Origin of the sequence: Halovenus amylolytica (assembly GCA_004015825.1) — an archaeon.
Classification (GTDB): Archaea; Halobacteriota; Halobacteria; order Halobacteriales; family Haloarculaceae; genus Halovenus; species Halovenus amylolytica.
The window spans coordinates 1-15,073 of sequence record SAYS01000013.1 but is presented as its reverse complement, the minus strand read 5'-3'; the positions used below and the strand labels follow the sequence as shown (position 1 = coordinate 15,073).

The following is a 15,073-nucleotide window of genomic DNA, read 5'->3' as shown; positions in this document are numbered from 1 at the left end:
CGTTCGTGGTAAGACTGTACCAAAATTGGTTAGGTCAAACTAACCAACGTAAACTAACTTCTCGTATTAGATTGCTCATAATATTATTCAGTGTAGTTACCAGTCTTCTAAATGTAATAACGGTTGTATTCACTTCCAACAGCGGAAGTTTGATGTCGGTATGGAGAAATTTATCTCCCGATGGCATCCTCATCGCTGCACGGGTCCCTGCAGGAAACACTCACACTCTTCGATACAGCTGGCACACCACAGACCACGAGCGAGATTGCTGGGAATCTCGACATCGGGAGGCGGAGTACGTACAACCGTCTGGATCAACTCGTCGAACAGGGATTCCTCGAAACCAAAAAGGTCGGTGGAAACGGTCGTGTCTGGTGGAGACCAGCCGACGAAACCGGCGCTTCCGGACCAGGCTGGGATGGGGTAACCGAATCCCTCGTTGCAGTTCTAACTGGGACTGACGCGGCCGTATTCATTATCGACGAGGACGATACTGTAACATGGGTGAACGATGCGGCCGTGCAGTACTTCGGATTCGATCGTGAAACGGTCCTCGGACAGGAAAGAAGTCAGGTCGTCGAAAACCGACTTGCCCCAGGAATCGAGGACTCGGGCACGTTCACCGAGCTAATGCTATCTCCCGAAGGTGACTATAGGGAACATTCCGAGTGGCACGTCACCGCCGGCCGTGACCGGGAAGAGCGCTCGCTCGAATACGAAAGCGAACCGATCGAGACAGGGACGTTGGCCGGTGGTCGAGTCGAGTTTTACGATGAGATGAGCGGGCAGCGATGGTCGAATCGAGGGCGGTACGGAGGGCCAAAACAGTTCGATCAGTTGGTTGACGTTGTCGAGGAGTATGCCATTTTCGTCCTCGACACAGAGGGGCATATTCAGTCCTGGAACGACGGTGCTAGACGGATCAAAGGCTACGAGGCCGAGGAGATCGTCGGCGAACACGTCTCGACGTTTTATACTACCGACGATCGTGAATCCGGAGTCGCCGAGCAGAACCTCTCTACAGCGGCGACTCAGGGTTCGATCGAGGACGAGGGCTGGCGTGTCCGGAAAGACGGCTCCCGGTTCTGGGCGAATGTTACCATCACGGCCATCTACGACGATACCGGGAATCTCGATGGCTATCTGAAGGTCACCCGGGATATGACCGACAGAAGAGAGTACAAGCAATCACTCGCGGAGCAGGCCGAGCAACTCGAAGCCCAGCGGGACGACCTGGAGACTGAACTCGACGAGATGTTCGAGCGTATCGACGATGCATTCTACGCACTGAACGAAGAGTTCCAGTTCGAATACCTAAACGACAGCGCTGCTGACCACTTCGGCAAACCTGAAGGGGAACTCCTCGGCCAGAATATCTGGAACGTACTCGATGTCGACGATGAGGATCCGATTATCGATAGATTCGAAACAGCCATGACCACACAGGAAACCCTAAGCTTCGAGCGCTATTCGGATATCCTCGGGATCTGGGCGTCAGTCAACGTCTACCCATCACTGACCGGACTCTCTGTCTATTTCCGCGATATCAGCACTCGCAAGAAACACGAACAGCAACTCAGGAAATCCGAGCAACGGTACCGGACGCTCGTGGAGAACTTCCCAAACGGTGCCGTTACACTCGTCGACGAGAATCTGCGATATATCACTGTCGGCGGCCACCCTGTGGATGAGGCCGACACAACAACCGATGAACTGGAAGGGAAACCGCTTCAGGAGACGTTACCGTCTGAGATAGCTAATTTCTTACTCCCAAACTACGAGGCTGCTTTAGAGGGTGAGACACAGGACGTTGTCCACGAGATAGGTGAATACGTCTACCAGTTCCATTTCATCCCGGTGCGTGACGGTGATGGCGACGTCATCGCTGCCATGGGGATGTCACAGGACATCACAGAGGCCAGAGAACGGCAACGAAAACTCGAACGCCAGCGCGAGCAACTTGTTGCCCTGAACAACCTGAACGATACCGTTCGTGGGATTACTGATGCAGTCATAAATCAGTCGACCCGCGAGGAGATCGAGTCAATCGTTTGTGAGCGCCTCGCAGCCGCCGATTCCTACGCTTTTGCCTGGATCGGTGACGTCGATGTCGCAACACAGACCGTGACGCTACGAACTGAAGCCGGTGTCGACGGCTACCTTGACGACACGACTATTTCTGTCGACCCCGACGACGTTCACAGCCTCGGACCGACGGGGAGAGCCCTCCGGACCGGTGAGTTGCAGACCGTACAGGACGTTACGACCGATGCCAGCTACGAACCGTGGCGAGACAAAGCCGAAGGATACGACTTCCAGTCGTCGGCTGCTATCCCACTCGTCCACGACGACAGTATCTACGGGGTACTGAACCTCTATGCCGACCGGCCGAACGCATTCCAGAATCAAGAACGGACGGTCATCAGACAGCTCGGAGAGATTATCGGGCACGCCATTGCCGCGATCGAGCGCAAGCGAGCCCTCATGAGCGATGAAGTAATCGAACTCCAGTTCCGGATTCAGAACCTCTTCGATGCCCTCGGCATCGACGGATCTGCCCAGGGGGAAATTACAATGAATCATACGATTCCGATCGGGAACGACGAGTTCCTGGTCTACGGGACAGCAACACAGGACGCGATCGAAAGTGTGGATACAATCGTCGAAACCGTTCCACACTGGGTCGAGGTGACCTACCGGGATGCCGAGGGAAAGACTGTCTTCGAACTCCGGGTTTCGGACCCACCAATACTCTCGAAGGTTGCCGCAATGGGTGGCTCGATCGAAAACGCCGTCATCGAGGATTGCGATTACCGGATGACATTCCACGTATCACCGAGTGCGGATATCCGACAGATCATCGACACTGTGAACTGCTCCGGGGTCAAGCCCCGGAGCTTCTTCCCGTGGATTGGTCGGACACACCCGACACACCATCGGTCTGGTAGCCTTCAACGGTGTGGTGGGTCACGGTCGGGCCGTCCACAGGCCCCGATGCCTGCCGTCGCAACTCCCATTTCCGAACCTGTGGGAGTGTGTTGAGAGCAGGCACATTTCTGTCCTCTTGTGTTCGTAGCCATTGCTGTGCGACACTGATACCAGCGCCACGGTCGGCGTGGTCTTGATGCTCGCACTCACGGCATTTGAACCGCTTCTTGTGGCGATTTGCCCGTTCTGTGTGTCCACAGACCGGACACTGTTGGCTGGTGTACTCCGGGTTAACGTCATCTGACGGAATCCCGTGCCATGCGGCCTTGTACGTGATAAAGTCGCGGAGTTTGGCGAACGGTAGTGAATGGAGTCGCCGGTTCATGCGAGTCCCGTACTCAATGTCTTCTCTCATGTCTTTGAGGTTTTCAAAGACAATCACGGGACTGTCGAACCGCCGTATCCACTCGACCACGCGCCGTGACACCGTGTGTAGCTGGTCGTGAACGAACCGTTGCTCCTTATCGCGGAACACGTCGTTAAACGCGGTCTGTCCGGCTTCTTGCATCCGTTTCCGCATCGTGAAATAGCAATGTCGTTCTTCCTTGATTTCTGGGTAGTCGATAACAATTGAATCTTCGATACCGCTCTCAGTCAGTGTCGCTAGCGCAACGCAGTCTTCGTTAATATCGACGCCAACAATGGTATCTGCCGCTGTTTTTGTACCAACTTCGGCGGTTTCGTTCGTGACGGTGACGTGCAATTCTTCGCGTCCGTTTCGGCAGAGTGCTTCGGCAGTGCCAACGTGCCAGTCATCGTCTTTCATCGCCTGCGTGAGCAGGTTGAACTGGTCTTGCGTACCGTGAAGCTCGCCTTTGACGTGGTTGTACGGCTTTGCTGAAATGCGGAACCGTACCGTTTCGTCTTCGAGAAAGAGGTTGTAGCCTTCGCCGTAGTTCATCCGTAACGGGAACGTCTCGTGTTTGTACCACGGTCTGCCCCAGTCGTCGTTGTCGTAGTAGTTGTTGAGTGCGTCGAAGGCTTTGTCGATGATACGCTGTGCGGTGTTTTGCACGAGGTCGGCGTTCTGCTCAACAACATCTTCTACCTCGTCCCAGTCCCACCCGTCATAGTTGAGACGTAGCACCTCGTTGAACACACGGCGACACTCCAAGCGGGCGTCGTAAAGCAGGCTCTCGTTGCCACTCTGCACGTCAAGCGGAAACACGAGCGTCTTGGTGAGAGCCTGTGTCTGCGTCATTCTTGGTCGTTTACCCAGTCTTGGACAAGTTCACGCACAACTTCTGATTTCGGACGTTCAGCGTCGATGCATTTCTTCGAGAACTCCTTGTACAAATCGTCCTCGAAGTCTACAGTGAGGCGTTTGGTCATCTTTACAGTACATACTTAGATACGTTTATACTTAATTTTTTGGCATGACTCTAGCCGATATGGACGAAGCACGGTCAAATCACACGGTGTACAACATCAATTACCATTTTGTGTGGTGTCCGAAGTACCGCCACTCAGTGCTTGATGAGATAGAACAGTCGTTAGAAACATCCTTCAGAGAGGTGTGTGACGAGTACAACTACGAGATATTGTCGTTGCATATCTCGCCAGACCACGTTCACTTGTTTATTTCAGCACATCCGAAACATTCCCCGAGCGAGATTGTACGGAAAATCAGAAGTATCACAGCCAGAGAGATGTGGCAGCAACACGAACACCTCTTGGAAAACTACTTCTGGGGTGGTGGTTTCTGGGAAGAATCGTACTACATTGGAACGGCTGGTGAGGTATCTAGCCAGACAATTGAGCAGTATATCGAACGTACTGACTCGATGGAAACGCTGCTATCCCTGAAGAGCGTGAGGTAAGCATGGGACGCAAGAGACCGACCTGTATTCAGTGCCTTAGAGCACGTCGTGCTGACTGGTCCATGCGCGAAAGAAGCCGAGTCATGGGCGCTACAGCCCGGATGCCGCGGGGGCGCGGCATCCGGGAAAGCCCGAATAGGTGAATATCTGCCTCACGCGCTGGCGTCCCGAGTCACAAGATAGCAACCCCGGCAGTGAAGCCAGCTGTGTGATCGTCAAGACGAGGGAACTGAGGGCCGCCCGACCGGCGGCCCTCAGTGGCCGGTCGAGGCCACCGTTAGCGACTGCTATCGCCAGACAGCAACCGCACCGCATGACGATTTGAGCCGCCTACCGGTTGGGAGAGAAATAGATCCCCGGACGGCACAACTACTTTATCGAAAACGGTGGTTTGTGTAGATAGCAGCGTTTCCATAGGTGAACACGTCTAATGGAGCTTACGGCATTCACCCTCGGGGTCAAGCCCCGAGGCACTCTGCCTGCTATCTCTGTAGAACAAACATATCCTGCAGCAGAGATGGTAAAGCGTCAGCAAACGGTACGCCGTGACAGGGTGAGTAGACCTGATCTGAACGAAATTATATCGGAGTTGACCGACCGCCAGCGAACCTGTCTGGAGACGGCCGTGTATTCGGGATACTTCGAGTGGCCCAGGGACGCCTCTGCAGAAGACGTAGCCAAGTCGATTGGGGTCTCACCGCCGACATTCCACGAGCATCTCCGAAAAGCACAGAAAGATGTGTTCAGTTCGCTGTACTCCTCACCAGCAACAATCACAGAGTGAAGATCCTCCCAACGCTGTGGCTTGCTACCATTTCAGGAGTCGTTGCCAGTAATTGGAGCAAGCGACGGACTCGGAACAATGTAGTAGGACGTTCCTGTATCGAACTGTTTGTGTGTTCGGCGAGTAGTGATATTGCTCGGGTAGTTCTGACGTGTGATGCGAAATCACGATCGGGTGGTGAACACCCTCTTCGAGATAATTATTCTACATTAGACTCCGTCGACGGAGAAACCGTTTAGGTAAGAGAAATAACCTTGCACGTATATATAACTAATCGACTAATGTCGAGTTAGCAGGGGTACGAATTTCTAAATCTGTACGCTGTACATAGTCTAACCGCTTCTAGTTGGCTCTTATTTCGCCAGGGATACTGGGTAGTATTACAACGGTGTTATGCCGGAAATAAAACCGATATATCATGACACAGGTATCATCTACTGGAAGCGAACAGATTACGCCCGAGTTAACAGATACTGACTGGTATCAGCTGTTATCAGCACAGAAGCGGCGACGGGTACTCGAAATACTCTCGAACCGGTCGAAACCGATTACGGTGATAGATCTGGCGACACAGGTGGCTGCAGCGGAGACAGACCAGCCGCTGATGGATATTTCCAGAGAAGAGACACGAGCGGTTCAGACGACACTTCGGCATATTCATCTTCCAAAACTCGAGGAGGCGGACCTGGTAACCGAATCAGATGGCACTGTGTCCACAACGCCACGTATGGAGCGTCGGAATCCGAGGATCGAAGCGATCCTCAGTACGGATTCACAGGACTGGGATGCAGTCCTCGACTGTCTCGCCAACGAACGCCAGCGGACAGTGCTGCGAATTCTCTCGGAACATGGCGAGCAGATGGATCGATCTGCACTCGCCGCCGAAGTTGCTGAATCCATCCGGAATGACGAGGACACAGATGTAAGAACTGGGGCCGTAGAACTGAGACTGCACCACCAGTATCTCCCAAAACTTGCAGAAACGGGGCTCGTTAGGTACGACCGTAGCGATGAGACGGTCAAGTACGTGGGACAACCGTCGCTGCCCGAGGAATACCTGCAGACAGGCCTCACCAACACCCCCGAGGCAATTCTGTCTGTGGCTACAAGGTCCCCCGATATCTGGCGAATTACGGGCAGAGAGGATGTCGTTGCCCAGGGTCAGTCACTGATCGACGAGGCCAGTTCGGAACTGTTTCTCATGCTCACTACGGATGGGCTCCTCGAAGAGAACTGCATCCGGAAACTGCAGGCGGCGAGCGAGCGTGGTGTCGATGTGTATATCGGCTCCCAGACCGCCGTCGTTCGTAATCTGGTTCGAGAACAGCTTCCCGAAGCCGTCATCTGGGAACCACAGCTGGACTGGATGAATCTCCCACCAAATCAGGAAAAAGTCGGACGGCTCCTGTTAGCCGACAGGGAGGCCATCATGATTGGAACTCTCGGCGAGGAGGGTACAGATGGCGTACCAGAAGAGACTGCACTCACCGGAGTCGGTCAACACCATCCGCTCGTCATGCTCTTCCGAGAAGTGCTTGGCGCTCGTCTCGACCATCTGGACGAACAGAGTGAGGACTTCCGGTCTCAGATCCCGCTCTAGATGACTGATAGTGTTTGTTGCGGTAATTTTTGTGACCACGTCACAGATATCGGCGTTTCACGCCGTGTGACCGATATCTTGTTGCACCGTAGCGGTAAAGACTCGCAACAAACACTATGACTCCGGGCGATCGCGGATGTCTACGGTAGCGACGATGCGGAGACGAAATTCGTGCAGGATTTCGTTGGGACGTGGCATAAGGTGATGACTCTGGATCGCTTCAATCTCGACTGATCTCGGCTGGTAGACTCCGGTAACCATTCCCTCTTCGTACCCTATACGGTTCGGTTCGACATGTCCGATCCGATGGGACTGGAATGTGACTGGTAAATATGTTTATTAGATAACAATACGACCATGTCGTATGGTACCAGACCCATCTGACAGGCGGGCCGACGAACCCCGGGCGGAAGCACAGGAGTTGCTCGACGCGCTAGAAGAGGCTGCACCGCCGGACCTGCCGACACTGTCCGCCGAGCAGGGACGGGCGCTACTGGGTGGGTTGTTCACACCCGACGTCGACCCCGTGTCTGTCGCCGAGGTAGAAGAGAAGAAGATCCGGGCCTACGCACGTGACATTCGCGTGCGAACGTACAACCCCGAACCCGGTGGCCAGCTTCCAGCGGTGGTCTACTTTCACGGTGGTGGCTGGGTCGCTGGCAATCTGGACACGCACGATTCGGTCGCCCGGTCGCTGGCGAACGAGTCCAACGCTGTCGTCGTCAGCGTCGACTACCGGAAGGCACCCGAACATCCGTTTCCAGCCGCCGTCGAAGATGCCTACGAAGCGACGAAGTGGGTCGAGTCACACGCCGAGGAGCTGGGAGCCGGCGGGGGACTCGCTGTCGCCGGCGAGTCGGCCGGCGGAACTCTCGCGACCGTGGTCGCTCAGATGGCCAACGAGAAGGCGGTCGGAGCGCCAGAGATCGACCATCAGTTGCTGTTCTACCCGGTCACGAACCACTCCTACGAGACACCCTCTTACGAACAGAACCACGACGGCTACTTCCTCACCCGGCGGGCGATGGTGTGGTTCTGGAGCCACTATCTCCGGGACGACATCGACGGCGCGAACGTCCGGGCCTCGCCACTCCGGGGTCGTCTCGACGGACTGCCGCCAGCGACGGTTTTCACCGCCGGATTCGATCCACTCCGTGACGATGGCTTCCAGTACGTCGCAGCGCTCGAAGAAGCGGGAGTCGATGTTTCGCACACCAACTACGAGGGAATAATCCACGACTTCGCCAACATGCACGATCTCGACGGCTTCCCCGGACTGACCGAAGCCAGCAGTGAAGTCCTGGAGGAGGGCTCGGCGGCCCTCCGGGACACCTTCTGACGGTGTGGCTGCCGGGGTACACTCACATTCTGCTCTGCAACCTCCGACACTTCGGGTTTCGGCGAATTTCACTACATCTCACCGGCGATCGAAACGAACGCTATTCCTATCGTCTGGGAAACAGGTACGCACTTTATTCCCTACAAGAACGTAGTTGAATCGAGGGGATTACCATGAAAAAGAACGTCGGTGGTATAGACCGAATCGCACGACTCGTCATCGGACCTATCCTGATCCTGGCGGGAGTCGCTGGCTACGCCGGCTTGCTCGTCCTCGCAGTTGGTCCGCTTCCACAGACACTCACCGCGGTGATCGTCTTCGTCGTTGGAACGATCCTGCTCGTCACAGGGCTTAGCCAGACCTGTCCGATGAATCGACTTCTGGGAGTCAACACGAACCGTGAGAAGGGAACGAGATAGTCGGACGCACCGAGACTCACGAGCAGACCGAACCTCGGCGATTCGTCGGGCGGCGATACTGCTCGATCGTGGCTGGTGAGTTAATCGACCGTCGCTGCTACCGAAGGACTTTCTGAAGAAATCGACCGCATCGATTCACTCCGACAGTCCGATTCCGACCGCTGAGAGGTTCGTTCCCCAGTCTGGTAGCTCCTGTCGGAGAATAACTGGCACTGCTGGCAGTCCAGAGTCGATGACAATACGATTACATGCATCCCGCCGAATGGGATGGTATGGCAACAACGAAGACAGAGAAAGCAATGCTCCAGACGGGTTCACTGGGTGGATTACACTGGGTTGGCATTCTCGCCGCCCTGATCAGTGCTGCGATCCATCTCCTGTTGGGAATCAGGATGCTGCCGTCCGCAATGGGTATCAGCTTCGCCCTTGCAGGACTGGGTTTTCTGGGTGCTATCTGGCTCGTACTGGTCGGATACCGCCGTAAGACGGTCTACGCTGCCGGGATCCCGTTCGTCGCCGTCCAGATCCTCCTGTGGTTCGTCATCAATTTCGTGACCGGACCGAAGGCTTTTCCAGGTGACATCGGGGCTATCGGGGCACTCGACAAGTTCGCACAGGTCGTTCTCATTGGCGTCCTGATCGCACTGTTGCGCTCCTGATACTGCCGGCTGTAAATTCATAAAGATAAGCGCCACCCCGGGGTGGCGCAATTCTTCAGTTTCTTACAGCCGGCAGTATGAGCCGCGCTTCAAATCGGTGATGGTGTCCGGACCCAACTAGTCTGGTTAGACGTTTAGGTGTCTCCGGGCCCAACTACTGGACGATTTGTGTAATGCAACCCTGTTTCCTACCGATTCTGGGTCTCGTATTTCAGCGTTGCTCGACCAGCGGCTGGTGGGCTACCGGGGTGACTGATGGCACAGCGACCTGAGCGGTCACTCTCCGTCGGGGTTCAGGTGGTGGTCTCTCTGTCCATCGCACTTGCATTCACTACTGTACTCTGGGGGCTGTATCCGCCCGTGACGGTTAACACCTGGATCCTCAACCCAGCAGTCGTGACTGGGCTCTGTCTGGCTGGGCAACTGTGGTATGTCTGCCGCAGTCTCGTTTCGCCCCGGGTGACCAGAAGTCCACAGGTCAGGCTGTTTGGACTTGCGAACACGCTGACGCTTATCCGTGGTACGCTGTACGCAGTCGTTGCAGGATTCGTTGTCGTCCCGCCCGATACCCGCTTTGCGTGGGTACCTGCACTGGCCTACGGGGGCGGAGTCGTTCTCGATAAACTCGATGGAACGGTCGCACGGACTGTCGGGCAGACAACCGCCCTCGGTGAGCGACTGGACATGACCTTCGATACCTTTGGCTTCGTCGTCGCACCGCTGGTTGCCGTTCTGTGGGGACAGCTCCCGGTCTGGTATCTCTCACTTTCGGCGGCCAGATACGTCTACCGCGGTGGCCTGGCCTGGCGACGATACCGTGGTCGACCGCTGTTCGACGAGCCCGACAGTGACCTCGGCAGATATCTGGCTGGGATACAGATGGTGTTTCTCACTGTGGCTCTCACGCCGGCCGTGCCGACAGCGTTCGTCTGGTCTGTCGCTCCGATCGTTCTCGCCCCCTCGCTTCTGGTGTTCGCACGCGATTTCTTGACCGTCAGTGGTCGACTCTCTGGCCAGGGGGACTAAAGCAGATCCGGCCCTGTAGTTTCGAACGTGCTCTTTCCGACCCACCTCCTCGTGGCTGCCATCCTGGGTCGTCTGTCGACACTGTCGATCCCGTGGCTGGTAGTCGGTGCAGCGGTCCCGGACCTGGTCGATAAATCTCTCGGACTGGTTGGGATCGTCGACCTCTATCACACTGTTGGCCACTCTGTCCTGCTACTGGTCGTGGCGGTTCCGATCGCGCTGTATCACTCTACTGGCCGTGCAGCAGCGGTCGGGTGGGGATCACACCTCGCTTTCGACACGGTACACATGGTCATCAACGGACGGCCAGCCGACGTGCTGTCGCTGGGCTGGCCGGTGACGACGCCACCCGATCCGCTAGCTCTCCCACCCATCCCGTTCCTCTTCCATTATATTGGGTCGCCGTCGTTCTTTCTCGAAATTGCGCTGTGGCTGGTCGCGGCAGTGATCGTACTTTCCGATATCCGTCCGGATCTCGGTATGCGTCGCCGGGTGGGCGGAGATGAGTGATCGGGGATCGCTCGCTCGCGTTCACCGATAGCAGAGGAGCGTGTCCGGAGACCCACCGAGATACAGTCTCGAGTGCCCAGCAGGCAGTTTTTGTCCCCGCTGTCCCTGATACGCCTATGGAGATTCCACTCTACGACACCCTGGAAGGCCAGGTAGCGCTCGTTACCGGCGCGACCCGTGGGATCGGGAAGCGAATCGCGGATGGTCTCGTCAGACACGGCGCAACGGTTTACGCTGGCGCACGCGACACCGACGATATCACTGGCGGCGATCGACACACACTCGAACTGGACGTCACTGTCGAGGCCCAGCGTGTGTCGGCAATTGATCGCATAGAGTCGGATGTCGGCCGGCTGGATATCCTCGTCAACAATGCCGGTGTGATGGACAGCAGAGAATCACTGGCAGATATGCCGACCGAGACAATCGACCGAACGCTCACGACGAATCTTCACGGGCCGATCCACCTGACGAAACACGCGCTCGATCTCCTGTTGGCACGACCCGGCGGGCGTGTGGTCAACCTCTCGTCGGGACTCGGGGCAGTTACCGAGCCACAGTCTGGCGGAATGCCGGCCTACCGGATCTCGAAAACTGGCCTCAACGGGCTGACACGGTATCTCGACGGTGAGTACGAGGCGCTACTCGCCAACGCTGTCTGTCCGGGATACGTCCAGACAGATATGACCGACGGGACCGCGCCGCGGACGCCACAGAAGGGTGCCGAAACCCCGATCTGGCTCGCTCGCTTTCGCCCAGGTGCACCGAGCGGGGAGTTCTGGCGGGACCAGTCGCTGAAAGCGTGGTAACGATCCAGAAACACACAAATGTTCGTGGAAGCTGTAGCGCCTGCCTCGAAGCTGCGAAATTATGATTCGAGGTCTTCGGAGCCGCACTTTTTATCTGGAACGACGAAGACCCCCTATCGGGGACACAGTCGTCCAGATTGTCGAGACTGGATCAGTATTCGATGTGACCGTAGCGTCGGTGTGTACCGACAATAAACGAGAGATCCCACACCGTAGGTACAGTATAATGAAACGCTTTCAGGCCTGTTCTCTCGTATGGCCGAAGAGACAAAAGTCACTGAACAGTTGACTCGTGAGCAGGCTACTGATCGACTGAACGAAATCGCGCGTGAACTTCGCGAAGGTGAGGATATGACTGTCAGTGTCGGCAACAAAGACATCGCACTCAGCCCCTCGGATACTGTCAATTACAGTATCACCGTCGTCGAGAAACAGAGCCGATTTCGTGGGAGTCGGGAAACGATCCAGATCGAACTCGACTGGAAGCCGAAGTGAGACTGGTGGCTGTAAGATAATTCGATGCTGGCCACAGTAGGTAGCACAGTCACACTTTGTAACTGCGTGGCTGGGATGGGATCAGTCGTCGTTACTGGTCACGACCTCCACCACTGGAATTACTCGTCGTGCCCTCGCTGGCGGACTCGGAGCCCCACGCCATGCTTCCACTGTGAAGTGCCGTCTCACCAGCTGTAACTTCGATCGAAGCAGGACTAGTGAGAGTCGTGGTTGTGTCGCTAGCCGGCTGTTCATTCCTCAGGACCAGTGAGCCGTCGTTCGTTGCAAAGTAGGCGTACCGGGTCTCGCCCGCCTCCAGTGCGGAATCAAACGCGACGGTCCCGCTTGCATTGTCAGTCGCCACTTCGAGTGTGGCATTTCGAGGAACCGCATCACCACCAGTGTGGTCAATGCGAACGTATGAGTCGTTCTCCACATCGACGGAGAGTTCCGGGTGTAATGCTGCAGTCGGCGGGATCTCACTAACCCATCCGGGGGCAGCCGCCCGCTCGACGGCTGACTGACGCAGTTCGTAGGTGAAGGTGACCGTTTCACTGCGCTGTTCACCCGTTACCGTAAGATTCTGGACCTGTCCGGACTGATTGATAACGAGTCGTGCGCTCACCGCGTTTGCATCGTCGAGGACTTCACCATCCTCGAGGCCGCTGAAGCTATCCGAGGTGAACACGGCTGTTGTCCCATCACTAGAATCATTCGATACTGTGAACTCGCCAGCGGCGAGGTAGGCTGTGAGCGATGAATTGATCCTGTCGAACGCATCTCCCGGTTGCTCGACGACACGATAGCGTGTCTCACTGCCGGACTGCATCTGCACGTACGTCGCCGTCTCGTTACTGTAGGTTTCGAGACTCCCGGATTGGTCTGGACCGTCAGAGGTCGTTGTCGAGAGGACGGATGTACCATCTGCTCCGACTGTCAACACAGACTCGCTGTTGACGTCGGGTGCATCATAGACGACACTCAGTTCTCCACCCGTTTCAGCGATACTGGCGCTGTTCGCCGCGACAAGAGCCTCTGCATCGGTTACTGTTCCATTCGAAACGCCAGGCATCTGATCGGGCTCTCCGTCGGTCCCGTCATCTGTCGGCGTCTCTGTCCCCTGGAGACCAGCACACCCGGCGAGGACGACTGACGCGAGAACAACAACGAGAAGCATTCGACGTGTCATCACTCGATAAAGATGTGGGCATCAAATAAGTACGCCGTAGACACAAACAGTCATTTGAGTCTGCGGGGTAGTTATTGGAGTCCCCAATCCACATCATGATGTGAAACGACGCACGTTCATCACGTCACTCGGTGCAGTCGGTGGTATCGGTGCTGTCGCAGTCGGCACGAATGCTGTCTTCGCAACCTCATCAACGGTCAACGGAACGGTTGCGGCCAAGTCGATTACGGGCCGTGGCGGTGCCGAGAGTCATGCGGTCTTGGCACACTAAGGGGGGGGACACTGAATGTAGATGACGCTGAATACCGCGACGCCTTCTCGGACTGGCAGGACATCACAGTTGATGATTCCCTGGCCCGCCAGTTTGAGACCGACTACGAGACAGTCCACTACAATCTTCACGTCCACCACGAGACACCAAACAAAAAACAGAGCATGACCGCGGGTGAATCGCTGGCCTATCGAGCCGATCGACCGGTCTTCAACAACGTGCAGATCGGCGACGCGGTACAATTCGAGCCAGTCGGTGCAGACGTCCCGCGCATTGATTCTCTCAAGTAACACGGGTAGATTGGACGGCAATTCATATGATGGCTATCAGCAACCCAAAAATTTCGACCCACCGGGGGTGAGCCGAACAACGTGCGGCGATCCTCGTGATACTGGTGGCTGTACATTCGTCAAAATATTCGACCCCACGTCGGGTCGAAATTCTTTCGTTTCTTACAGCCACCAGTATGACCACTCGTTCTCACGGTGGATTATCTGTCCGGATTTGTACCCACCAGTACCAGTTCATCTGGAAGCAGTAGTTTCATTGAGACGAGCTTCAGTAGTTCTCAGGGACAGCACCACTGACAGCTTCTCTCCGAGCGGCTATTTCATGGGAGTATCACACGGCTCCCAAACGCCATGAGGAGGGCAATACCCGCGACAAAGATGCCCATGAGACGCGTCATGAGAAGACGCATCCGACTCGGTTCGATTTGTGTCGTGCCGTCGGGGCCACGCATCTGCCATCGGGTCATCTGACGAGGAAACGCAGCCATCGCAAGCGCGAAGACTGCGATGAGGAGGGCAATCAGCTGGAATACCAGCTGGAACAACTGGAAACCTGTCGGGACCATACTGGGAAATATTTCACGCAAATCATGAAAATGTTGTGATATACCTTCCCAAGCTCTCCGTTACAGTGCACCCTCGAAATTGTTCTAACTCTCAGAAGCCAGAGATTCCCGCGCGTATCAGGCGAGTTATTTTTCGACGTGAGACCTGGTGTCTTGGAGAGTTCTCTTTCGGTTAGGACCCGAGCGTGTCATAGAAAGCCTCCCAAGGGAGGCCGCAGGATTTGGAAACTGTGTCCAGCAGCACCAAAACCCTGCAAGACGTAGCTTCGGTCGACGACTTCTTGAATGTCGCGGCTACGGAGACAGCA

General features: G+C 55.9%; 15 protein-coding genes and 1 pseudogene. 12 read left to right on the top strand and 4 right to left on the bottom strand.

Translation table 11 applies throughout. From position 1 onward, the window contains the following. Positions 1–180: 180 nt before the first annotated feature. Positions 181–2,862: pseudogene (locus EOW68_RS10700) on the top strand (PAS domain S-box protein); the annotation flags it as partial. Positions 2,863–2,884: 22 nt separating this feature from the next. Here EOW68_RS10700 and EOW68_RS10695 read toward each other — a convergent pair. After that, a complete protein-coding gene (locus EOW68_RS10695) occupies positions 2,885–4,189 on the bottom strand; it encodes an RNA-guided endonuclease TnpB family protein (RefSeq protein ID WP_128225156.1) in 1,305 nt (434 codons plus the stop codon). After that, entirely contained in the window at positions 4,186–4,320 is a 135-nt protein-coding gene (locus EOW68_RS10690; protein WP_119821545.1) for a ribbon-helix-helix domain-containing protein, read from the bottom strand. Before EOW68_RS10690 ends, EOW68_RS10695 begins: the two co-directional genes overlap by 4 nt. A gap of 59 nt (positions 4,321–4,379) precedes the next feature. Here EOW68_RS10690 and tnpA point away from each other — a divergent pair, with 59 nt between their 5' ends. The 10 genes from tnpA to EOW68_RS10640 all read left to right on the top strand — a co-directional run bounded on the left by tnpA (position 4,380) and on the right by EOW68_RS10640 (position 12,449). Then, the gene (tnpA, locus tag EOW68_RS10685) at positions 4,380–4,808 is read left to right on the top strand and encodes an IS200/IS605 family transposase (protein WP_128225155.1); all 429 of its coding nucleotides are present in this window, start codon (positions 4,380–4,382) and stop codon (positions 4,806–4,808) included. Positions 4,809–5,361: 553 nt separating this feature from the next. Continuing rightward, positions 5,362–5,592 (top strand): helix-turn-helix domain-containing protein, encoded by a 231-nt coding sequence (locus tag EOW68_RS10680; RefSeq protein ID WP_431358867.1) that lies wholly within the window; start codon positions 5,362–5,364, stop codon positions 5,590–5,592. A gap of 418 nt (positions 5,593–6,010) precedes the next feature. Continuing rightward, positions 6,011–7,192 carry a DUF7344 domain-containing protein gene (locus EOW68_RS10675; protein ID WP_128225153.1) on the top strand — a complete coding sequence of 394 codons (1,182 nt, stop codon included), beginning with the start codon at positions 6,011–6,013 and terminating at the stop codon, positions 7,190–7,192. Between the two features lie 364 nt (positions 7,193–7,556). Then, on the top strand, positions 7,557–8,531 hold the full coding sequence (locus EOW68_RS10670) for an alpha/beta hydrolase (protein WP_128225152.1): 975 nt from the start codon (positions 7,557–7,559) through the stop codon (positions 8,529–8,531). Positions 8,532–8,704: 173 nt separating this feature from the next. Next, positions 8,705–8,950, top strand: coding sequence for a YgaP family membrane protein (locus EOW68_RS10665; RefSeq protein WP_128225151.1), 246 nt, complete (start codon positions 8,705–8,707; stop codon positions 8,948–8,950). A 272-nt stretch (positions 8,951–9,222) separates the two neighbouring features. Further along, positions 9,223–9,609, top strand: coding sequence for a DUF7475 family protein (locus EOW68_RS10660; RefSeq protein ID WP_128225150.1), 387 nt, complete (start codon positions 9,223–9,225; stop codon positions 9,607–9,609). Between the two features lie 255 nt (positions 9,610–9,864). Further along, entirely contained in the window at positions 9,865–10,635 is a 771-nt protein-coding gene (locus tag EOW68_RS10655) for a CDP-alcohol phosphatidyltransferase family protein (RefSeq protein WP_128225149.1), read from the top strand. A gap of 27 nt (positions 10,636–10,662) precedes the next feature. Beyond that, positions 10,663–11,145, top strand: coding sequence for a metal-dependent hydrolase (locus EOW68_RS10650; protein ID WP_128225148.1), 483 nt, complete (start codon positions 10,663–10,665; stop codon positions 11,143–11,145). A 116-nt stretch (positions 11,146–11,261) separates the two neighbouring features. Beyond that, positions 11,262–11,954, top strand: a complete 693-nt coding sequence (locus EOW68_RS10645; protein ID WP_128225147.1) for an SDR family NAD(P)-dependent oxidoreductase — start codon at positions 11,262–11,264, stop codon at positions 11,952–11,954. A gap of 255 nt (positions 11,955–12,209) precedes the next feature. Continuing rightward, a complete protein-coding gene (locus EOW68_RS10640; protein ID WP_128225146.1) occupies positions 12,210–12,449 on the top strand; it encodes an amphi-Trp domain-containing protein in 240 nt (79 codons plus the stop codon). Between the two features lie 91 nt (positions 12,450–12,540). Here EOW68_RS10640 and EOW68_RS10635 read toward each other — a convergent pair whose 3' ends face one another. Next, a complete protein-coding gene (locus tag EOW68_RS10635) occupies positions 12,541–13,638 on the bottom strand; it encodes a DUF7537 family lipoprotein (protein ID WP_128225145.1) in 1,098 nt (365 codons plus the stop codon). 100 nt (positions 13,639–13,738) lie between these two features. Here EOW68_RS10635 and EOW68_RS18680 point away from each other — a divergent pair, with 100 nt between their 5' ends. Continuing rightward, positions 13,739–13,909: a hypothetical protein gene (locus EOW68_RS18680; protein WP_431358866.1), complete on the top strand. Its 171-nt coding sequence runs from the start codon at positions 13,739–13,741 to the stop codon at positions 13,907–13,909. Between the two features lie 610 nt (positions 13,910–14,519). Here EOW68_RS18680 and EOW68_RS10630 read toward each other — a convergent pair. Then, a complete protein-coding gene (locus EOW68_RS10630; RefSeq protein WP_128225144.1) occupies positions 14,520–14,765 on the bottom strand; it encodes a DUF6199 family natural product biosynthesis protein in 246 nt (81 codons plus the stop codon). Positions 14,766–15,073: the final 308 nt, after the last annotated feature.